Source organism: Isoptericola sp. Y541 (assembly GCF_059445465.1).
Map to the genome: position 1 here is coordinate 510,554 of NZ_JCAIUJ010000001.1, position 20,369 is coordinate 530,922.

Here is a 20,369-nt window from a genome sequence, read left to right on the forward strand (position 1 = left end):
AGACCCGGCGAGGTAGTAACGATCTCGGCGAGGTAGTCCGAGACCTCGCCAGGACGAGGCGCGGTCTGCGCACGACGAATGCCGCGAGGTGGTGCGGGACGCCTCGCGACGAGACATCCCGCACCACCGCGCCCGCAACCCGAACTACCTCACGGAGCGGGGAAGCCGGTTGAGACCGCCGAACTACCTCGCGGGGTTTCGCACTACCTCGGCGAGATCCGGACTACCTCGGCCGGGCCAGCGCCCCGAGCGCGGCGAGCAGGAGGTCGGCGAACGTCACCAGCACCCGGCTGACGAGCACCAGCAGCAGCACGGCCGCGTGCGGCAGCACCCCGGCGAGCACGGCGAGGAGCACGAGCTCGCGGGCGCCGGCACCGGCGGGCACGACGACGACGAGGAACCCGACGACCCATGCGAGCGCATAGCCACCCACGGCGAGCGCCACCCCGCGCATATCGGCCGCCATCCCGAGCCCGACGGCCAGCACCCAGACCTGAGCCCCGGCGAGCAGCCACCCGGTCACCGACCACAGGGTGGCGGCGCCGAGGCCGCGCCAACCGAGCGGCCGCTCCAGGGGCGGTCGGCGCGCGACGCGCAGCGCCCACGCGACGAGGCGGTTCAGCACGGGCGGCAGGAGCACGACGGCGACGGCCGGGAGCGCCCACAGCACCGGCGTCGCGGCCCCGAGCGCCCCGGTCGCGACGAGCGGCAGCGCGACCAGGCCCACCACGGCGCCGGACACGACGCCGACGAGGGTCGCCACCGCGGTCGTGGTGACCGACGTGCGGCGCGCGATGCCGTGGTCGGCGCCGATCTCCGCTGCGGCCACCACGTTCCACACCCCGCCCGGCACGTACTTGCCGAGCTGGCTCAGGCCGAACACGCGCAGCGCAGCGCGCGGCGCCACGGGGGGCCCGAGGTCGGCGAGCACCGCCCGCCACGACGCGAAGGTGCAGCCGACGAACGCGACGGACAGCACCAGCGCGAGGGCGATCCGCTGCCAGGACAGGGCGGAGGCCGCGCGCGCGAGGTCGTCGCGGGCCGCCACCACCGCGTACACCGCGAGGCCGACCGCCAGCACCAGGAACCCCCAGCGCACCCACGGCGAGCGCAGCACGGCGAGCGCGCGACCCAGCGTGCCGCGTGTCCCGGCCACCGTGCCCTCCGCCCGGTCCCCCGTCACGACGCGACCCCGCGCGTCCGCAGCGCGTGCACCAGGGGCTCGACGACGGCCGCGGGGCGCACCAGGTCACGACCCGCGGCGGCGGCGGCGCGGGCAGCGTCGAGCACCGCCGGGTCCCGCAGCGCGAGCAGCCGCGCGGCCAGCGCCTCGGGGTCGGCCGGTGGGACGAGCTCGAGGTGGTCGCCCAGCAGCCGCCGCTGCGGCGGGGTGTCGGAGGTGACGACCACGCAGCCCGCGGCGAGACCCTGGAAGACCTTGTTCGGCACGACGCGCAGCCCCTTGGGGGTGGCCGAGAAGATGCCGAGGCAGACGTCGTGCGCCGCAACCAGGGAGGGCAGCTCCGCGGGCTCCACCCAGCCGACCCACGTCACGCCCGGCACGCCCTGCAGGCGTTCGCGGGCGGCGGGGAGGTCCTGCCCGGACCCCACGAGGGTGGCCTCGATCGGGCGGCCCCCTGCCCCCGCGTCGGCCGCCGCCCGCCGCAGCGCGACGGAGAGGGCCTCGGCCAGCACGTCGGCGCCCTGCAGCGGGGTGAACAGACCGAAGAAGACGACCCGCAGCGGTCGGGAGTCGTCGGCCGGGTCGGCAGCACGGGCGGCGTCGAACCACTCCCGCGCGGCGCCCACGGGAACGACGACCCCGCGGCGCCCCCGGGACGGTGCCAGGTCGCCCAGCATCGCGGCGTGCTCCGGCGTGTCGACCAGGACGACGTCGGCGCACCCGGTCGCGAGGCGGTCCAGGCCGCGCAGCAGGACGACCCGCGCGCCGCGGGCGCCGCGGTCGGCGGCGGTGTCCCCCGCGAAGACGAGGTGGTCGAGCAGCACCGGGGTACGCGGGAAGAGGGCGCGCGCCAGGACGACGTCGAAGTGGCCGAGGTAGCCGACCAGCACCGCGTCCGGGCGCCCGTGCCGGCGCCGGTGCGTCGCGGCGTCGGCAACGAGCAGCGCCCAGCACCGCAGCAGCCGCACCGCCAGGCCCGGCAGCCGCCACGGCTGGCGCAGCATCCGCACCCGCTCGGCGGTGCTGAGGCCGAGCGGCCGGTCGACCTCGTGCACCGTGTACCCGTGCGCCCGCAGGCCCGCCACGAGCACCCCGACGCGCGGGTGCCGGGCGGTGTCGTACGTGCCGAACGCGACGATCACGCGGGCGCGTCCTCGCCCCGCGCCGCGCGCCGGGAGAGACCGTCGTCGTGCGCCCCGACCCGCCCGTCGGTGTGGACGCCGTCCGGCCCGTCGACCGGCCCGTCGGCAGCTCCGTCGGCCTCCATGTCCAGCGCCGGGTCGAGCACCGTGTCGAGCACCGGGTCGAGCACCACCGGTCGGGGCCCGTACTGGAGCTCCTTGACGCGCTCGAGCGTCTCCTCCACCAGGGTGCGGTTGGTGCGCTGCAGGTCGGCGATGACCAGCAGCGCCAGGCACAGCAGCGCCCCGACGAGCATCGCGCCGGCGAAGACGAGCGACTGGACGTGCCCGCCCGCGTCCCCCTGGACGAGGAACACGAGGAACCGCACGGCCGGCACGGCCGCCATGAGAAAGAAGACCGCCGCCAGCGTGAGGAACACCAGGTGCGGCCGGAACATGATCGAGGAGCGCACGATCGCCCGGCCGGACCGGCCCATGTGCTGCCAGATGTTGGTGAAGAGGCGCGACTCGCGCGTCTTCGGGTTCGTGGTGATGGGCAGGCTCGCGATCCGCAGGCGCTTGTTGCCCGCCTGGATGATCGTCTCCATCGTGTAGCTGAACTGCGTCACCACGTTGAGCCGCAGCAGCGCGGCCCGCGAGTAGGCGCGGAACCCGCTCGCCGCGTCCGGCAGCGACGTGCCCGCGGCGGCGCTCACCACCCGGCTCCCGAGCCGCTGCATACGCTTCTTGAACGGGGAGAAGTGCTCGATCGTCGCGGTCTGGCGGTCGCCGACGACGATGTCCGCCTCCCCCGCGACGATCGGGGCGACCAGGTCGCCGATGCGCTCCGAGGGGTATTGGTTGTCGCCGTCGGTGTTGACCACGACGTCGGCGCCGTGGGCGAGGGCGTAGTCGACGCCGTCCCGGAACGACCGCGCGAGCCCCATCGTGCTGGCGTGCCGCACCACGTGCCGCACCCCGAGCCGCCGAGCGACCACGGCGGTGCCGTCCGTGGAACCGTCGTCGATCACGACGACCTCCACGCTGTCGAAGCCGTCGACCTCGGGCGGAATCGTCGCCAGCACCAGCGGAAGCGTCCCGGCCTCGTCGAGGCACGGGATCTGGACGAAGAGCTTCATCGCGCTTCCTTCACGGGACCGGAGGTCACCGGCGACACGGGGCCGAGGGGCAGGACCGTCGGCGAGGACGCCGCGAGTCTACGGGGCCACAGGGCCCCGACGACCAGCGCCGACACCGTCGCGACTGCGCCGAGCAGCACCACGGCGAGCAGCGCGGGCGCCTCCATCGGGCTCCAGGCGAGCCACCGGTCGGCGGCGTCGCCGAACGTCTCGCCCGGCCCCTGGTAGAAGGTGCTGAAGCCCCACACCAGCCCGCCGACCCCGGCGGCGACCGCGAGCGCGACGACCACGGGGACGGCCCACGCCAGCCGCCTCCCGCTCCTGCCCACGAGGTGCCACACGGCCACGGCGAGCACGGCGGCGAGCGCCGGCACCCCGCCGAAGACGTACCGCCCCTGGACCGCCACGAGCCCCCCGGTCGCCGCGTGGAAGTCCCAGCTGTTGTACGCGACGCCGAGGGCGAGCCCGCCGGGCAGCAGGAGCAGCACCGCGGACGCCCGCCGGGCCCCGGGCAGCACGAGCGCGGCCAGGGCGGCGGCGATCAGCACCATCGAGCCGGCGACGACCCACTGGCCCGGCAGCCGCACCTCGAGCCAGGAGAGGTTCCCGAAGAACGCCTGCGCCAGCTTCTCCACGATGACCGACGCCACCTGGTCGTCGGGCACCTGCGCGTACGTCGCCGGGTCGCGGACCAGCCCGACGGGCTGGACCGCGCCGAGCGTGATCACGTTGCGAACCCACCACCAGCCGCCGACGACGCCCGCGACTCCGGCGGCCACGGCCACGCGGCCGAGCCGCGCGGGCCACGGGCGCCCGCGCGCCAGCAGGTAGGCGATGCCCACCATCGGCAGGGCGAACGCCACCATCACCTTGGTGAGCAACCCCAGCCCGACCACCAGCCCGATCGCGATCGCGACCCGCCACCGGAGGTCCCCCGTGACGACGCGCGCCGCCAGGTAGGTGGCGGCGGCGCACGCGAGCATGACGAGAGCGTCGTTGTTCACCGCTCCCATGATGTGGCCGAGCTGCGGCAGGAACAGCGGGAACGCCGCCGCCACCAACCCCGCCGACCGGGACCCGGTGACCCGGCGGGCGGTCTCGGCCGCGAGCGGCACCGTGAGCGCGAGCAGCAGCACGTCGAGCAGTCGCAGGGCGAGCATCGCGACGTCCCAGCGCCCGTCCGCGAGCCCGGTGGCGCGCAGCACCCCGGCGCCCACCGCGTAGTAGAGCGGGGGGTGCTGCGTCATCTGGTCGACCTCGGTGCCCGACGCGGCGTCCCCGAGCGCGGTGGTGGCGTCGATGCGGGTGCGCTCGTCGCGCGGCACCGGTTCGACGTCGACGAACTGGCGCGCGTCGGGCCGGTAGGTCCAGCGGCCGGGCGGGTCGGAGTGGTAGGCAGCCTCCTCGACGGCCTGCACGACCGCCGGCGAGAAGTAGGCGTCGCCGGGCGCGGGCCAGCCGCCGCCGTAGGCGATGCGCAGCACGCTGTTGAGGTGGTGCTGCTCGTCGGGCGCCTGGAACGGCGGCGCGACGACGGCCCAGACGGCGCCCCACGCCGCCACGGCGAGCGCGAGCACGACGAGGGCGCGCCGGTAGCCGCGCAGGCTCCGATGCGGGGGGCTCGTGGTGGGAGTCGGGGCAGGCTCCGGGCGCACATGTGGCGTGGTGTCCGTCACGACCTCAGTGTGCCAGGGCTTCACCCACCCCTCTCGACGAGGCCCCTCCCACGGCCCGCGACGCGCCGATAGGGTGCCGCCATGCGTGTTCTCGTCACGGGCGGCGCCGGGTTCATCGGTGCGAACTTCGTCCAGCAGACCGTGCGTTCGCGTGCCGGGGCGCGGGTGACGGTGCTGGACGCGCTCACCTACGCGGGTGACCGGTCGTCGCTGGCGCCGGTCGCGGACGCCGTCGCGCTGGTCGAGGGGTCGATCACCGACGCGCCGCTGGTGGACCGGCTGGTCGCGGACGCGGACGTGGTGGTCCATTTCGCGGCCGAGTCGCACAACGACAACTCGCTGGCCGATCCCTCGCCGTTCGTGCAGACCAACCTCGTGGGCACGTACACGCTGTTGGAGGCGGTGCGCCGGCACGACGTGCGGTTCCACCACGTCTCGACCGACGAGGTCTACGGGGACCTGCCGCTGGAGGGTACCCAGAAGTTCACCCCCGACACCCCGTACAACCCGTCCAGCCCGTACTCCTCCACGAAGGCGGGCTCGGACCTGCTGGTGCGCGCCTGGGTGCGCTCGTTCGGGGTGCGCGCCACGATCTCGAACTGCTCGAACAACTACGGGCCGTACCAGCACGTGGAGAAGTTCATCCCCCGCCAGGTCACCAACCTCATCGACGGGGTGCGCCCCCGCCTGTACGGGGCCGGGCTGAACGTGCGGGACTGGATCCACGTGGAGGACCACAACGCGGCGGTCTGGGAGATCGTCGACGGCGGCCGCCTCGGGGAGACGTACCTGATCGGGGCGGACGGGCAGACGTCGAACCTCGAGGTGGTGCGCACCCTGCTGGAGCTGTTCGGGCACGACCCGGGCGACTTCGACCACGTGACAGACCGGCCGGGGCACGACCTGCGCTACGCGATCGACGCGACCAGGCTGCGCGACGAGCTCGGGTGGGCGCCCCGATACACGGACTTCCGTACCGGGTTGGCCGCCACCGTGGACTGGTACCGCGAGCACGAGGACTGGTGGCGCCCCCACAAGGCCGCCGCCGAGGCCAAGTACGCCGCGACCGGCCAGTAGGGGGAAACCGGTGACCGACCCACACATTTCCTCTACCGTCCCGGTCCGCGGGCACCTCAGCCGCGTAACTCGAACCCTCTATGCTCGCTTCCCGTGACCCGCTTCACCCCTCGCCACGTCGCCTCGCACACCGAGCCCGCCAAGGGCCCGGCGCATGCCCGCGCCCTGCGCCAGCACTCGCTGGCGCGCGCCCTGGGGATGGGGCTGACCGCGGTCCTGGCGTTCGCCGCCGTCGGAGGCGCGACGGCGGCCGTCAGGCTCACCGGCAACATCACGTCCGTCGACGCCGACAAGCTGCTCGGTGACGACCGGCCCGAGAAGAAGGTGCCGGAGGACCCCAACGCCGACGAGCCGCTGAACCTCGTGCTCATGGGCTCCGACAGCCGCGGCGGCGACAACGCCGACATCGTCGGCGACGGCACCGAGGGCGCCCGCTCGGACACGACGATGATCATGCACATCTCGTCCGACCGCTCCCGCGTGGAGATGCTGTCGATCCCGCGCGACACCACCACCGACGTCCCGTCGTGCCCGACGTCGTCGGGCGGCGAGACCTCGCCGCAGTCCGGCGTGAAGTTCAACGCGGCCTTCGCCCAGGGGGTCAATACTGGCGGGGACGTCGAGTCCGGCGCCCTCTGCACGATGCGCACGATCGAGACGATCACCGACGTGCAGATGGACGGCTTCGTCGTGGTGGACTTCGCCGGCTTCGAGAAGATGATCGACGCCCTCGGCGGCGTCGAGCTCTGCGTCCCCGAGGACGTCGACGCTCCCAAGGCCGACCACCTGGTGCTGTCCGCGGGCAAGCAGGAGCTCGACGGTGACACCGCGCTCAAGTACGCCCGGGCGCGGACGGGCAAGGGTCTGGGCGACGGCTCCGACCTCGGCCGCATCGGACGCCAGCAGGAGCTCATGGCCGCGCTGGCCCGCACCGTGCTGAGCCAGAACATGCTCACCGACTCCCCGAAGCTGCTGAAGTTCCTCGGCGCCGTGACCGGCTCGCTCACGATGAGCAGCAACTTCGCGTCGGTCCAGGGACTCGCCGGGCTCGCATACAGCTCCCGCAACGTCCGTCCTGACACCATCTCGTTCATGACTGCGCCGTACGCGTACGACCCGAACAACGCGGCGAACGTCCTGCTCACGGACGAGGCCGATCAGGTCTGGGAGAACCTCTACGACGACAAGCCACTCAGCGACGTGATCGAGACCGAGAAGTCGGACGACAAGGACTCCAAGGACTCCGGCGCGAAGGACTCCGAGGGCGACGACGCGGCGGCCGCCGAGGGCGCGGACGGCACGGACGCGACCCCGGTCTCGGACGACGACACCGGCTCCACCACGGACGGCGGAGCAGATGACGGATCAGATGACAAGGAGAGCGACCCCGAGCCGACGCAAACCCGCGAGGCAGGCGAGGAAGCTTTCACCGGGGCCGACGTGACGTCGGTGTGCGGTTGAGCGCGGAGGTCCCATGAGCAACGACGAACAGCGCATCCCGCCGAGCTTCACGCCGTCCGGCGGCTCGTCCGACCGCCCCCACGGCGCGGGCGACGCTATCCCCGTGGGCGGCGCCTCCCGGGCGGCCGGCCGGCCCACCGGCGGGCGGGTGGGTCGTCGTGACGACGCCACCCCCATGGAGCCGCGCGTGCGGCGCCAGTCGTCGCGCGAGATCCCGACCACCCCGGCCGAGCGGCGCGGCGGCGCACAGCAGAAGCCGCGCTCGATCGCCCCCCGCGGCGCGCAGTCGGCCGCGGCACCCCGGCAGGCGTCGTCGCGGCAGGCTGCCTCCGGGCACGGCTCCGGCACCCGCGTGATGCCCGCCCAGGCCCGCGGCGGCCAGGCGCGCCGCACTCCCCCGCCCGCACGCCCGGGCGGAGCTGCGGCCGCGGCCGCCGGCGGCGGATTCCGCGTGCGTCGGGGCCGCATCGTCGGGCTGGTCCTGGTGCTCCTGCTGGTGCTGCTGCTCGCGTGGCCGATCGGGCTGATCCTCTGGGCCAACGGCAAGATCCAGCACGTCGACGCTCTCTCGGGCGCGGCGAACACCCCCGGCACCACATACCTGCTGGCCGGGTCGGACGCGCGCGGCACCGGCAGCATCGCCGACGACGGCACCGAGGGCGCCCGCACCGACACGATCATGGTGCTGCACCAGCCCTCGGGCGGTCCGACGTCTCTGATCTCCATCCCGCGCGACACGCTCGCGGACATCCCCGGGCACGACCCGAACAAGATCAACGCCGCATACTCGTTCGGCGGTGCCCCGCTGCTCGTCGAGGCGGTCGAGGGCCTCACCGGCCTGACGGTCGACCACTACGCCGAGGTCGGGTTCGGCAGCGTCGAGGAGATCGTGGACGCGGTCGGCGGCGTCGAGCTCTGCTACGACGACGACGTCGACGACAAGAAGAGCGAGCTGAAGTGGGAGGCCGGCTGCCACATGGCAGACGGCGAGACGGCGCTCGCGTTCTCCCGCATGCGCTACTCCGACCTCAAGGGGGACATCGGCCGTGCGGAGCGGCAGCAGCAGGTCATCGCCGCTGCGGCGGCCAAGGTCGTCAAGCCGGGCGTCGTGCTGAACCCGCTCAACCAGGTGCAGCTCGTCGACGCCGGCACCGGCGCGCTCGCCGTCGACGAGAAGACGGGCATCATCGACCTCGGGCGCCTCGCCCTGGCCTTCAAGGCCGCGACCGGGCCCGAGGGCGTCACCGGCACGCCGCCGATCGCGAACCCGGGTTACGACCCCGGCACCGGGGTCGGCTCCACCGTGCTGCTCGACGAGGAGAAGACCGGTCAGTTCTGGACCGACGTGCGCGACGGCGGGCTCGAGCCCGGCAGCACCGTCGGCGGCCTCCCCGGCTGACGACCGGATCGCCGGTCGAGCCTGCGCCGTCCTGAGCCTGTCGAAGGGTCGAAACCTCGTCCCGCTGGTTGAGCCTGCGTCGTCGGCTCAACCAGCGGGAACGGAACGTCAGAAGCCGGGGTGCTGGGCGCGGGACGCCCGCAGCTTCTCGCCCTTGGCGCGCGCGACGTCGCCGAGGTCGGCCTGGAACGCGACCATCCGCTCGCGCAGGGCGAGGTCCTCGGCCTCGGTCCCCGCGCCGAGGATCCGCGCGGCGAGCAGGCCGGCGTTGCGCGCCCCGCCGACCGACACGGTCGCCACCGGCACGCCCGACGGCATCTGCACGATCGACAGCAGCGAGTCCATGCCGTCCAGGTGCCGCAGCGGCACGGGGACCCCGATCACCGGCAGCGGCGTGACGGCGGCGAGCATGCCCGGCAGGTGCGCGGCGCCGCCGGCCCCGGCGACGATCACGCGCAGCCCGCGCTCGGACGCCGAGCGGCCGTACTCGATCATCTCGGTGGGCATGCGGTGGGCGGAGACGACGTCCACCTCCACCTCCACGCCGAGCTCGGCGAGCGCGTCGGCGGCCGCCTCCATGACGGGCCAGTCGGAGTCCGACCCCATGACGATGCCGACGACAGGCTGCGTGCTCATGCGTGCTCCTTGTTCTCGGTGGTTGAGCCGGGCTCGCCCCGCAGCAGCGCGGCGGCCTCGACGGCGCGACGACGCACCCGCTCCAGGTCGGGGCCGCTGACGTTCACGTGCCCGAGCTTGCGCCCCGGCCGCACACCCTTGCCGTACAGGTTGACGCGCGCCTCGGGGTAGCGGGCCATCAGCTCGGGCAGGGCGTCGGTGAGGACCTCCAGCCGTGAGCCGAGCACGTTCGCCATGACGGTCCAGGGCGCGCGCGCGGTGGTCTCGCCCAGCGGCAGGTCGAGCACCGCCCGCAGGTGCTGCTCGAACTGGCTGGTCACGGCTCCGTCGATGGTCCAGTGGCCCGAGTTGTGCGGGCGCATCGCGAGCTCGTTGACCCACAGCTGCACACCGCCGTCGGCGTCCCGCGTCTCGAACAGCTCCACGGCCAGCACGCCGGTGACGTCGAGGCCCTCGGCGACGGCGACGGCGATCTCGCGGGCCCGCGCGTCCACCTCGGGCCGCAGGCCGGGGGCGGGCGCGATCACCTCGGCGCACACGCCGTCGCGCTGGATCGATTCCACCACGGGCCAGGTGCGCACCTCCCCCGACGGCCGGCGGGCGACCAGCGCCGCGAGCTCGCGCACGAACGGCACCTTCCGCTCCACCAGGAGCGCCGGGCCGCCGTCCGCCACCGTCTGCAGCCAGTCGGCGACGGCGTCCGGGTCGGCGACGACGCGCACGCCCTTGCCGTCGTAGCCGCCGCGGGAGGTCTTGACGACCGCCTCCCCGCCGGGCTCGTCGGCGAGGAACGCGGCGAGCGCCCGGCGGGCGTCCTCCGGGACGGTGGGCAGCGCGGCCCAGCGGGGGCAGGGCATCCCGAGCTCGGTGAGGCGCCGGCGCATGACGATCTTGTCCTGCGCCTGCACCAGCGCATGCGGGCCGGGCCGCACGGGCGTGCCGTGGTCGATGAGGTCCTGCAGGAGCGCGTTCGGCACGTGCTCGTGCTCGAACGTCAGGACCGCTGCGGGGGCGCGCCCGTCGTCGGGCGCGATGAGGTCGCGGATCGCCGCGTCGTCGGACGCCGTACCCACGGGGGCGTCGGTCACCACCTGGGCCGCGGACGACGCCGGGTCCTCGACGAGGACGCGCAGGCACACCCCCAGCTCTGCGGCGGCGGGCGCCATCATGCGGGCGAGCTGACCACCTCCGACGACGGCGACGACGGGGGCGGAAGTGCGGGGTCCGGTCACGGGGATCGAGGATACCGGCCGTGGTGCGGCGACGTGGTCACTCGCCGTGGTGGTGCAGCCACCCGCGACGTCGGCCGCGCGAGGAGATCGTGGTGCCCGGGGGCAGCACCATGTGCGGGTCGAGGGTGCGGGGCACCCCGGCCAGGAAGAGCGCGAACACTGGCGGGCGGCGCTGCGCCAGCTCGATCCGGCCGCCGTCCGCGGCCGCCAGATCGCGGGCCAGCGCGAGCCCGAGCCCGGTGCTGTGGCCCGTCGTCGTGCCGCGCTCGAAGATCTTCGGCGCGATGTCGTCGGCCACCCCGGGCCCCTCGTCGGCGACCTCGATCGCCACGGCGCCGGTGGTGCCCGACGGCCGCGCGCGGACGGTGGTGGTGCCCTCCCCGTACTTCAGCGAGTTCTCCAGCAGCGTCGCGATGATCTGCGCCAGGGCGCCGGGCGTCGCGAGCACCTGCATGCCGTCGGGCACCTCGACCACCAGGGAGCGCCCGGCCCGCGCGAACGTCGGCGCCCACTCCTCCTCCTGCTGGTGCACCACGTCGGCCAGCACCACGGCTTCCGTGGTGCCCCCCTGCGCCCGCCGGGACGCGGCGAGCAGGTCGTCCACGACCGTGACCAGCCGCTCCACCTGCTCGAGCGAGATCCGCGCCTCCTCCACAGCCTCGGGGTCGTCGGATGCGAGCGTGATCTCCTCCAGCCGCATCGTGAGTGCCGTCAGCGGGGTGCGGAGCTGGTGCGACGCGTCCTGTGTGAACTGCCGCTCGGCCGCGAGGCGCCCCGCGAGCCGGTCGGCCGAGCGCGCGAGCTCGGCCGCCACGAGGTCGATCTCCTCCACGCCCGAGGGCTCCAGCCGCGGGCGTACCTGACCCGACCCGAGCTGCTCCGCGGACGCGGCGAGGTACACGAGGGGCGCCGACAGACGGTTCGCCTGCCAGACCGCCACCGCGATGCCCGCGGCGATCGCGACGATGCCGGCGATGATGACGAGCACCACCGTCTGGGCGGACTTCACGTAGGCGCTGACCGCCGACACCGTCATCGACACCGCCACGTTGCGGTCGGTGAGCTTGGCCTTCTCGATCGTCGGCGCGGAGACCGGCTCCCCGGCCGTGAGCTGGGTGCCGTCCGGCAGGGTCACGACCACGTACGCGGGCAGGTCCCCGTCGCGGCCCTCGCTGGCGCGCTCCACCGTGCCCTCGCCGAGCTCGTCACCCTCCTCGAGCGTGTTGTCGATGCTCCGCTGGAGCGTGTCCACCCGGTCCGTGACGCGCTGCTCCTCGTTGGCGAGCACGTACCGGGCACCGAAGATGCCGAGCGGCACGCCGAGCAGGAGCACGGCGACAGCGACCGCCGAGATGGTCGCCAGCAGGACGCGGCGACGCAATTCGTCTGCCCCTGTCCGCCGACGCCGTCAGCTCGCGCCGAGCTCGAAGCGGAAGCCGAGCCCGCGCACGGTCGAGACGTAGCGCGGGGCGTTGGCGTCGTCGCCGAGCTTGCGGCGCAGCCACGACACGTGCATGTCGAGGGTCTTGGTGGACCCCACCGGGTCCGAGCCCCACACGTCGCGCATCAGCGTGTCGCGCACCACGACCGACCCGGCGTTCGCGACCAGCACCTTCAGCAGGTCGAACTCCTTGGTGGTGAGGTGCAGCTCGCGGTCGCCCTGGAACGCGCGGTGCGCGGCCACGTCGACCCGCACGTCCTGCGCGCGCAGCTCCTCGTCCTCGCCCGTATCGCCGTGGGTGCGGCGCAGCAGGGCCCGGACGCGGGCAAGCAGCTCGGCGAGGCGGAACGGCTTCGTGACGTAGTCATCGGCGCCCGCATCGAGGCCGACGACGAGGTCGACCTCGTCGGCGCGCGCGGTGAGCACGAGGACGGGCACGGTGAGGCCCGCACCGCGGATCTCGCGGGCCACGTCCAGCCCATCCATGTCGGGGAGGCCGAGATCCAGGACGACGATGTCCGCGGCCCCGGCGTTGTCGACGGCTCCTTGACCAGTTCCTTGCACGATGACGTCGTAACCCTCACGTGTGAGAGCCCGCGCCAAAGGCTCGGCAATAGCCGGGTCGTCCTCGGCCAGCAGTACGTGGGTCATTCCCTCATGCTAGCGGCATCCTCCCAGGTCCTGGGCCCCGCTCCACGCCGCGTCGTCAGACGTCGCTGTGACATCGAGATGACGGCGGGGCGACGACGCGTACGACGGCGCCCCGTCCGCCCACGGGCCGACGCCGCGCTGGACGCCGTCCGCCCGCAGGCGGACGCGCACCCCGCGGCGCGCACATACCCTGACCGTCATGGCCTGGATCGAGGGGATGAGGCGCTGGTTCGAGGCGCACCGCTTCGGCATCGACGCGACGACGACCGGGCTGCTCGGGCTGTTCATGCTCGTCTCGGCCACCGACCTGTACTTGACCGTGCCGAATCTCTCCCGCACCGGGTCCATCGCCTGGACCGTGGCCCTGCTGGCACCCCTCCCCTGGCGCCGCACCCGGCCCGTGCCCTCCGCGATAGCCATCTTCGCGGTGGCGCTGGCGCAGATGCTCGCCGGCTACCCGATGATCCTGCCGGGCGACCTGCTCGTGCTCGTCGCACTCTTCTCGGTGACCGTCTACGGCCCGACCTGGGCGCACGTCACCGCGATCTGCTCGACGGCCGTCGGGAGTCTGGTCGTGCTGCCCGTCGCGGTCGCCGTCCACGGCATGCTCGGCGTCGCCGGCATCCCGGAGATGCTCCCCGTCGGCATCTTCTGCTTCGTCACCGGCCTCGCCGTATGGGCGTTCGCCCTCGCACGCCGCTCCCGCCGCGTCACGATGGACGCCCTGCGCGACCGGGCGCACCGGCTCGAGATCGAGCGCGACCAGCAGGCCCGGATCAGCGCCGCGGCCGAGCGCGCCCGCATCGCCCGCGAGATGCACGACATCGTCGCCCACTCGCTGTCCATCGTGGTCGCGCAGGCCGACGGCGGCCGATACGCCGCCGCCTCGGACACCGAGGCCGCGGTGCGCGCGCTCGGGACCATCAGCGAGACCGGCCGCACTGCCCTGACGGACATGCGCCGCCTGCTCGGCGTGCTGCGCTCCCAGGACGACGAGGACGCGCCGGCCCTCCCCGCGCACGCCGGCACGGGCGACCGCACCACGCCGGCGCCCGCCTTGCGCGACGACGCGCGGTCGACTCGCCCGGCCCCGCAGCCCGGGGTCGAGGAGATCGACGATCTGGTGGCCCAGGCGCGCGGTGGCGGCCAACGGGTCTCGCTCGTCCGCGTCGGCGAGGCCAAGACCTTGCCAGCCGGCATGGGCCTCACCCTGTACCGCGTGTGCCAGGAGTCGCTCACCAACGTGCGCAAGCACGCCGGCCCCGACCCGGCCGTCACGGTCGCCGTGCGCTGGACGCCGTCGACCGTCGAGCTCGAGGTCCTCGACGACGGCCGCGGCGCCGCCGCGTCCGCCCGCGCCGACCCCGGCTTCGGCCTGCGCGGGATGCGGGAGCGAGCCAACCTGTACGGCGGCTCCCTCGAGTCCGGCCCCCGCGCCGGCGGCGGCTTCCGCGTGCACCTCGAGCTGCCCCTGCCCGGCGCGACGCCGACCAGACCGCCGGCCGCACGGACCGCCACACCGACGAGCACGCCGACGAGCACGCCGACGAGCACGCCGACGAGCACACCGACGAGCGTTGCGACGAGCACACCGACGAGCGTTGCGACGAGCGTTGCGACGAGCATTGCGACGAGCATTGCGACGAGCATTGCGACGAGCATTGCGACGACCGCACCCCAGGAGGACGCATGACCCCGCCCGCCGCCGACGCCTCGGCACCCCCCTCCGGCGATCCCGACGGCGCGGACGTCGTGCGCGTAGCGCTTGTCGACGACCAGCAACTGGTGCGCGCGGGCTTCCGCATGGTGATCAACTCCCAGCCGGACCTGGAGGTCGCGCTCGAGGCCGGCGACGGCGCCCAGGCACTGCGCCTGCTCGCCGACCACGAGGTGGACGTGGTGCTGATGGACGTGCGGATGCCGCACCTCGACGGGCTCACGGCAACCGCCCGCCTCACCGCCGCACCCGACGCCCCCCGCGTCATCGTGCTCACCACGTTCGACCTCGACGAGTACGTGCTCGAGGCCATCCGCAGCGGCGCGTCCGGCTTCCTGCTCAAGGACGCGCCGCCGGAGGAGATGCTCGCCGCGATCCGCACCGTGCACGCCGGGGACGCCGTCATCGCGCCGTCGTCGACCCGCCGCCTGCTCGAGCACCTCGTCACGGCACTGCCCGCCGACCAGGCCGCACCCCAGCACGACGCGCTCGCCGCCCTCACCGACCGCGAGCGCGAGGTGCTCGTGCTCATTGCCCGGGGCCGGTCCAACACCGAGATCGCGGCCGACCTCTTCGTCGCCGAGGCCACGGTGAAGACCCACGTCGGCCGCATCCTCGCGAAGCTCGACGCCCGCGACCGCGTACAGGCGGTCGTCACCGCCTACGAGGCGGGCCTCGTCCGCCCGGGCGCCTGACCCGCGACGTGTCAGGACCACGCGCAGGTATCCATGGCTCTGGCCCTGACAACTCACCGTGACCAAGAGTTGTCAGGGCCACGTGCAGGTCTTCGTGCTCCTGGTCCTGACAACTCACCAGCCCAGGTGGCGGCGCACGACGGCGAGCACGCGCTCCGGCTCGTAGCGCGCGGCCATCGCGGGCAGCCGCACGCGTACCGTGCCGGCCTCGGCGCCGATCTCGGCATCGCGCAGCAGGTCGTCGTACCAACGCTCGCGCTCCATGTGGCCGACGCCGTCGATCTCGACGACGAACCGTCGCCCGCCGGGCAGCCGCCACTCGACGTCGAGGAACCGCCGTCGTCCCCGCGCATCGGTGCGGACCGCCTGCCGCGAAGGTTCGGGTAGCCCGCCGTCACGGCACAGGCGAGCGAAGTCGATCTCGGCGAGCGAGTCGGTACCGCCCACGATGTCCGCCAGCGCCAGGCGCATGACCTTGCGGTGCCGGACCTTGCCCACCGTGTCGAGCATGGCGAACAGCTCGTCGGTGGTGGCGAGCCGCTGCTGCACGACGGCGGCCATCAGCCCCGCCGCGGTGCGCCACGACCGCTGCCACGCCGCGGCGTCGACGGCGGACCGGGCGACGACGTGCACGGGCAGCCCGCCGACCTCGACGACGTCCTCCTCGCGGAGCCGCCGGGACTCGTGCACGACGAGCCACGGGTGCCGGTCCGGGTAGGCACCACGCGGGACGACGACGTGGATCGGCTCTCGCGACCACCCCTCGAGCCCGTGCACCTCCAGTGCGCTCCACGCCCCGACCGCGCTCCCGGCCGGCGCTCCCAGGACTGCGGCCCATCGCCGTCCCGCGCGGGTGAGCGGCCCGCGGTGCGTGACCAGGACCTGCTCGCTCAGCGACCGCCACCGCATGGCCGCCAGGTGGCAGGCGGCCTCGGCCGGGCCCATACCGAGGACGGTCAGCTGCGGGCGTGTCACGACGTCCTGCTGCCGACGCAGCAGCTCACGCAGCCCGCCGACCCTTGCGTACACCTCGCGTGATCCGGTCATGACGACGAGCCTGGCCCGGCACGAGCCCGGCGACCGGCGTCGGCAGGTTCGCTGTGGACGAGGCGTCTCCGCTCGTACCTGTGGGCAGCCTCCGCCCGGCGACTTGTCAGGACCACGACAACCAGAACCTGCGCGTGGTCCTGACAGCACATTCAGCCACGGAGCTGTCAGGACCAGGACCACAAGGACCTGCGCGTGGTCCTGACAGCTCGTGGGAGCGACGGCGCAGGTCAGGGCCGGCTCAGGGTCGGCGTCATACCGGAGGATGACCTGGGAGCTCGCAGGACCCGACCTCGGACCGATGTCCGGGGGCCGCCCGCTCCGTAGCGTCACTGGTGTCCTGCCCCGCCGGCCGTCGTCGGCGCTCGGGCCCCTCGCCTCGACCACACCGGAGACCTCCGTGGACACCACCGTGTACGTCCCGATCCCCGACGACGCCCCCGCCGCGAGCGCGCGGCCGACCGTCACCCCCGCCGTGCGGGCACGCGCCCTGACCAAGACCTACGGCCGCGGCGAGGCAGAAGTGCGCGCCCTCGACGGCGTGGACGTCGACTTCGCCGCCGGCCGCTTCACGGCGATCATGGGGCCGTCCGGCTCCGGCAAGTCGACCCTGATGCACCTGCTCGCCGGCCTCGACTCCGCGACCAGCGGACAGGCGTTCGTCGGGTCCACCGAGGTCACCGGGATGAACGACAAGGCCCTGACAGCCCTGCGCCGCGAGCGCGTCGGCTTCGTCTTCCAGCAGTTCAACCTGCTGCCGATGTTCTCGGCCGAGCAGAACATCACGCTGCCGGTGGAGCTCGCGGGCGGCGCCGTGGACAAGCAGTGGCTCGGCACGCTCGTCGACACGCTCGGTCTGAGCCAGCGGCTCTCGCACCGGCCCAGCGAGCTGTCCGGCGGCCAGCAACAGCGCGTCGCCATCGCGCGCGCCCTCATCGCCCAGCCTGACGTCGTGTTCGCGGACGAGCCCACCGGCAACCTCGACTCCCGCTCCGGCGCGGAGGTGCTGAGCTTCCTGCGCCGCTCGGTGCGCGAGCTCGGACGCACGATCATCATGGTCACCCACGACCCGGCGGCCGCGGCCTACGCGGACCGCGTCGTGCTCATCGCCGACGGCAAGATCGCGGGCGACATCACCGACCCGACGCCTGAGTCCGCCCTCGCCGGCCTCGACGCGCTGCGGACGGTGGCCGCACGATGATCCGCATCACCCTGTCGCAGATGCGGCGCGGCGCCGGGCGGCTCGCCGCCGCCGGCCTCGCGATCGTGATCGGCACTGCCTTCGTCGCGATCACGCTGCTCGCGGGCAACGTCGTCACCGCCACCACCTACGACTCCATCGCCGCCCAGTACACGGGCGCCGACCTCGTCGTCCGCGGCGTCCCCGCCGACGACGCCCTCATCGACGCGGCGCGTGACGCGGACGGGGTCGCGACCGCGGACCAGCAGCTCATCACCTACCAGCAGCTGGAGAACGGCGGCCGCACGATCTTCCAGGGCGTGCTGGCCGCGCCCACGGACACGTCGGTGCTGCCGCTGGAGATCGCCGACGGCGCACTGCCCGAGGCCACCGGGGAGATCGCGCTGCCGGTCAAGGTGGCCGAGCGCCTCGACGCCGCTCCCGGCGACCAGGTCACCCTGGCGCGCAACGTGCTCGCAGGCGACCAGGACACCGACGAGGACGCGTGGACCGAGGTCCGCGAAAAGCTCACCGTCACGGGCACGCTCACCGACCCGTACGGCGCGTTCTCGATGATGGGCGGCGCGGCCATCGCGCCCGCTGCCGACGTCACCGCCTGGGAGGGCGACCTCTACGCCCCCGGCGAGACCACCGGCGAGCCCGCCACCGTGCTCGTCACGCTCGACGACGGGGCGGACGTCGAGCAGGCACGCACCGCCATCACCGGCGCCGTCACCAACGCTGCCGTGGCGTCCGGGGCCGACACCTCGAGCCTGGCGGTCGTGACGCCCCAGGAGCACGCCGAGTCGGTCGCGAACGAGATGACCGGCGGCGACAACATCATCTTCACGGTGTTCGTGCTGGTCTTCGCCGCGGTCGCGCTGCTCGTCGCCGCGCTGGTCATTGCGAACACCTTCCAGGTGCTCGTGGCCCAGCGCACCCGCACCCTCGCCCTGCTGCGCTGCGTCGGGGCGGACAAGGGGCAGCTGCGCCGCTCGGTGCTGTTCGAGGCGGCCGTGCTCGGCCTGCTCTCCTCGGTGGTCGGCCTCGCGGCCGGCATCGGCCTGGGCCAGGCCGCGCTGGTGGTCGGCCGGGGCTTTGACCTGGGCGTCCCTCTGCCCAAGACGGTCGACATCACGCCGGCCGTGATCCTCATCCCGCTCGTGGCCGGCGTCGTCGTGACGCTCGTCGCCGCGCTGTCGCCGGCGCGGGCCGCGACGCGCGTCGCCCCGCTCGCCGCGCTCCGCCCCGCGGACGCGCCCTCGGCCGCACGGGGCGCCGGCCGCGTCCGGCTGGTGCTCTCGACCCTCGTCGCCGTGGTCGGCTTCCTCCTGCTGGGCGGCGGCGTCGCCGTGAGCACGGTGGGCGGCCAGCCCAGCCTCGGCCTCCTGGCCGGTGTCGCGGGCGGCATCCTGTCGTTCCTCGGCGTGCTGGTCGGCGCCGTGTTCTGGCTGCCCCGCGTGGTGGCCCTCGCCGGCCGGCTGGTCGGCGCGTCCGGGCCGACGGCACGGCTCGCGGCGGCGAACACGCTGCGCAACCCGCGGCGCACCGCCGCCACGTCCACGGCCCTGCTCATCGGCGTCACGCTCGTCGGCATGATGTCGACCGGCGCCGCAAGCGCCCAGATGACCATGGACTCCGAGCTCGACGTGCGCTACCCGGTCGACGTCACCGTCTCGACGGACCTGTCGAGCGACCCCACGAGCGTCGCCACCGGGGACGAGACCACCCCGTCCGTGCCCGCCACGCTGGAGGGGACGGTGCGCGACCTCGACGGCGTCTCGACGGTGGTCGAGGTGCCGGCCACGGCCGCGCAGGTCACCGGCGACGGCATCGACGACGACGTCGCCTTCACCATCCGGGGCCTCGAGCCCGACGCCGCGGCGTCGGTGCTGCGCAGCACCGACGTGGTCGCCCCGCTCGCCGCGGGCACCGTCGTCGTGCCGGAGCAGCTGTCCGATGACTGGGGCTTCTCCGACGGCCAGACCGTCACCCTCACCGGCCCCCAGGGGTCGCTCGAGGTCACGGTCGCGCTCACCAGCATCGTGGACGACGCACTCTTCGTCGTCCCCGACGACCTCGCCGCCCTCGACCCGGCAGCCCCGACCACCGGCCTGTGGGTGGGGCTGGACGACCCGAGCGACGCCGCGGACGTCGTGCCCGCCATCCAGGACACGGTGGCGGACACGGAGGCGCCCGCGGACGTCGTCGGCGCCGCGGTGGAGCGCGCGAGCTACCAGCAGGTGATCGACACCGCGCTGGGGATCGTCGTGGGGCTGCTGGCGGCGGCGGTCGTGATCGCGCTGATCGGCGTGGCGAACACGCTGTCGCTGTCCGTCATCGAGCGGCGGCGCGAGTCCGCCACACTGCGGGCGATCGGGCTGTCGAAGGCCCAGCTGCGCGGCATGCTCGCCGTCGAGGGTCTGCTCATCGCGCTGGTCGGCGCGGTGCTGGGCGTGCTGCTCGGCCTGGTCTACGGCTGGGCGGGTTCCGCGGCGGCGCTCGGCTGGGCGGGTACGCCCGCCATCGTGGTGCCGTGGCGCGACGTGCTGGTGATGCTGGTCGTGGCCGCCGTGGCGGGGCTCGTAGCGTCCGTCGTCCCGGCCCGGGCCGCGGTGCGGACATCGCCGGTGGAGGCCCTTGCGAGCGAGTAGCCCGAGCAGCACACGGGAGTTGTCCACAGGCCGTCCGTGACGGCCGCCCTGGGCGGGCAC

At 74.0% G+C, this 20,369-nt stretch carries 16 protein-coding genes; 7 read left to right on the top strand and 9 right to left on the bottom strand.

Annotation, left to right across the window (positions count from 1 at the left end; all coding sequences use genetic code 11):
- Positions 1–223 precede the first annotated feature (223 nt).
- Genes AC1C2V_RS02325 through AC1C2V_RS02340 form a run of 4 tightly spaced genes read right to left on the bottom strand, consistent with a single transcriptional unit; the run spans position 224 to position 5,119 of the window.
- Complete coding sequence (locus AC1C2V_RS02325; RefSeq protein ID WP_495387951.1) at positions 224–1,183, bottom strand: lysylphosphatidylglycerol synthase domain-containing protein; 960 nt, start codon at positions 1,181–1,183, stop codon at positions 224–226.
- On the bottom strand, positions 1,180–2,325 hold the full coding sequence (locus tag AC1C2V_RS02330; protein ID WP_495387952.1) for a glycosyltransferase: 1,146 nt from the start codon (positions 2,323–2,325) through the stop codon (positions 1,180–1,182). The genes AC1C2V_RS02325 and AC1C2V_RS02330 overlap by 4 nt, the downstream gene beginning before the upstream one ends.
- A complete protein-coding gene (locus AC1C2V_RS02335; RefSeq protein WP_495387953.1) occupies positions 2,322–3,443 on the bottom strand; it encodes a glycosyltransferase family 2 protein in 1,122 nt (373 codons plus the stop codon). The genes AC1C2V_RS02330 and AC1C2V_RS02335 overlap by 4 nt, the downstream gene beginning before the upstream one ends.
- Entirely contained in the window at positions 3,440–5,119 is a 1,680-nt protein-coding gene (locus AC1C2V_RS02340) for a DUF2142 domain-containing protein (RefSeq protein WP_495387954.1), read from the bottom strand. Before AC1C2V_RS02340 ends, AC1C2V_RS02335 begins: the two co-directional genes overlap by 4 nt.
- A gap of 81 nt (positions 5,120–5,200) precedes the next feature.
- Between AC1C2V_RS02340 and rfbB the strand changes: the two genes are divergently transcribed.
- The 3 genes from rfbB to AC1C2V_RS02355 all read left to right on the top strand — a co-directional run bounded on the left by rfbB (position 5,201) and on the right by AC1C2V_RS02355 (position 9,056).
- Positions 5,201–6,196, top strand: a complete 996-nt coding sequence (gene rfbB / locus AC1C2V_RS02345; RefSeq protein WP_495387955.1) for a dTDP-glucose 4,6-dehydratase — start codon at positions 5,201–5,203, stop codon at positions 6,194–6,196.
- Positions 6,197–6,289: 93 nt separating this feature from the next.
- Entirely contained in the window at positions 6,290–7,657 is a 1,368-nt protein-coding gene (locus AC1C2V_RS02350; RefSeq protein WP_495387956.1) for an LCP family protein, read from the top strand.
- 13 nt (positions 7,658–7,670) lie between these two features.
- Positions 7,671–9,056 carry an LCP family protein gene (locus AC1C2V_RS02355; RefSeq protein WP_495387957.1) on the top strand — a complete coding sequence of 462 codons (1,386 nt, stop codon included), beginning with the start codon at positions 7,671–7,673 and terminating at the stop codon, positions 9,054–9,056.
- Positions 9,057–9,164: 108 nt separating this feature from the next.
- Here the strand turns inward: AC1C2V_RS02355 and purE are convergent, their stop codons facing one another.
- From purE to AC1C2V_RS02375, 4 genes are read right to left on the bottom strand one after another with little or no spacing between them, the layout of a single operon-like run.
- Positions 9,165–9,692, bottom strand: a complete 528-nt coding sequence (gene purE / locus AC1C2V_RS02360) for a 5-(carboxyamino)imidazole ribonucleotide mutase (RefSeq protein WP_495387958.1) — start codon at positions 9,690–9,692, stop codon at positions 9,165–9,167.
- Positions 9,689–10,924: a 5-(carboxyamino)imidazole ribonucleotide synthase gene (locus AC1C2V_RS02365; RefSeq protein ID WP_495387959.1), complete on the bottom strand. Its 1,236-nt coding sequence runs from the start codon at positions 10,922–10,924 to the stop codon at positions 9,689–9,691. The genes purE and AC1C2V_RS02365 overlap by 4 nt, the downstream gene beginning before the upstream one ends.
- 37 nt (positions 10,925–10,961) lie before the next feature.
- On the bottom strand, positions 10,962–12,305 hold the full coding sequence (locus tag AC1C2V_RS02370) for an ATP-binding protein (protein ID WP_495387960.1): 1,344 nt from the start codon (positions 12,303–12,305) through the stop codon (positions 10,962–10,964).
- Between the two features lie 27 nt (positions 12,306–12,332).
- Entirely contained in the window at positions 12,333–13,016 is a 684-nt protein-coding gene (locus tag AC1C2V_RS02375) for a response regulator transcription factor (RefSeq protein ID WP_495387961.1), read from the bottom strand.
- Between the two features lie 199 nt (positions 13,017–13,215).
- Here AC1C2V_RS02375 and AC1C2V_RS02380 point away from each other — a divergent pair, with 199 nt between their 5' ends.
- Entirely contained in the window at positions 13,216–14,709 is a 1,494-nt protein-coding gene (locus tag AC1C2V_RS02380) for a sensor histidine kinase (protein WP_495387962.1), read from the top strand.
- Positions 14,706–15,428: a response regulator gene (locus tag AC1C2V_RS02385; protein WP_495387963.1), complete on the top strand. Its 723-nt coding sequence runs from the start codon at positions 14,706–14,708 to the stop codon at positions 15,426–15,428. Before AC1C2V_RS02380 ends, AC1C2V_RS02385 begins: the two co-directional genes overlap by 4 nt.
- Before the next feature lie 114 nt (positions 15,429–15,542).
- Here AC1C2V_RS02385 and AC1C2V_RS02390 read toward each other — a convergent pair whose 3' ends face one another.
- A complete protein-coding gene (locus AC1C2V_RS02390) occupies positions 15,543–16,475 on the bottom strand; it encodes a hypothetical protein (RefSeq protein WP_495387964.1) in 933 nt (310 codons plus the stop codon).
- A 400-nt stretch (positions 16,476–16,875) separates the two neighbouring features.
- On the opposite strand from AC1C2V_RS02390, the gene AC1C2V_RS02395 reads away from it, so the two are divergent.
- Both AC1C2V_RS02395 and AC1C2V_RS02400 read left to right on the top strand, forming a co-directional pair.
- A complete protein-coding gene (locus tag AC1C2V_RS02395) occupies positions 16,876–17,676 on the top strand; it encodes an ABC transporter ATP-binding protein (protein WP_495387965.1) in 801 nt (266 codons plus the stop codon).
- Positions 17,673–20,309 (top strand): ABC transporter permease, encoded by a 2,637-nt coding sequence (locus AC1C2V_RS02400; RefSeq protein ID WP_495387966.1) that lies wholly within the window; start codon positions 17,673–17,675, stop codon positions 20,307–20,309. Before AC1C2V_RS02395 ends, AC1C2V_RS02400 begins: the two co-directional genes overlap by 4 nt.
- Positions 20,310–20,369: the final 60 nt, after the last annotated feature.

Coding starts and splice junctions, on each gene's coding strand:
- AC1C2V_RS02335 (WP_495387953.1), bottom strand. CDS start 3,443: ATGAAGCTCTTCGTCCAGATCCCGTGCCTCGACGAGGCCGGGACGCTT.
- AC1C2V_RS02385 (WP_495387963.1), top strand. CDS start 14,706: ATGACCCCGCCCGCCGCCGACGCCTCGGCACCCCCCTCCGGCGATCCC.
- AC1C2V_RS02390 (WP_495387964.1), bottom strand. CDS start 16,475: ATGACCGGATCACGCGAGGTGTACGCAAGGGTCGGCGGGCTGCGTGAG.
- purE (WP_495387958.1), bottom strand. CDS start 9,692: ATGAGCACGCAGCCTGTCGTCGGCATCGTCATGGGGTCGGACTCCGAC.
- rfbB (WP_495387955.1), top strand. CDS start 5,201: ATGCGTGTTCTCGTCACGGGCGGCGCCGGGTTCATCGGTGCGAACTTC.
- AC1C2V_RS02380 (WP_495387962.1), top strand. CDS start 13,216: ATGGCCTGGATCGAGGGGATGAGGCGCTGGTTCGAGGCGCACCGCTTC.
- AC1C2V_RS02400 (WP_495387966.1), top strand. CDS start 17,673: ATGATCCGCATCACCCTGTCGCAGATGCGGCGCGGCGCCGGGCGGCTC.
- AC1C2V_RS02375 (WP_495387961.1), bottom strand. CDS start 13,016: ATGACCCACGTACTGCTGGCCGAGGACGACCCGGCTATTGCCGAGCCT.
- AC1C2V_RS02355 (WP_495387957.1), top strand. CDS start 7,671: ATGAGCAACGACGAACAGCGCATCCCGCCGAGCTTCACGCCGTCCGGC.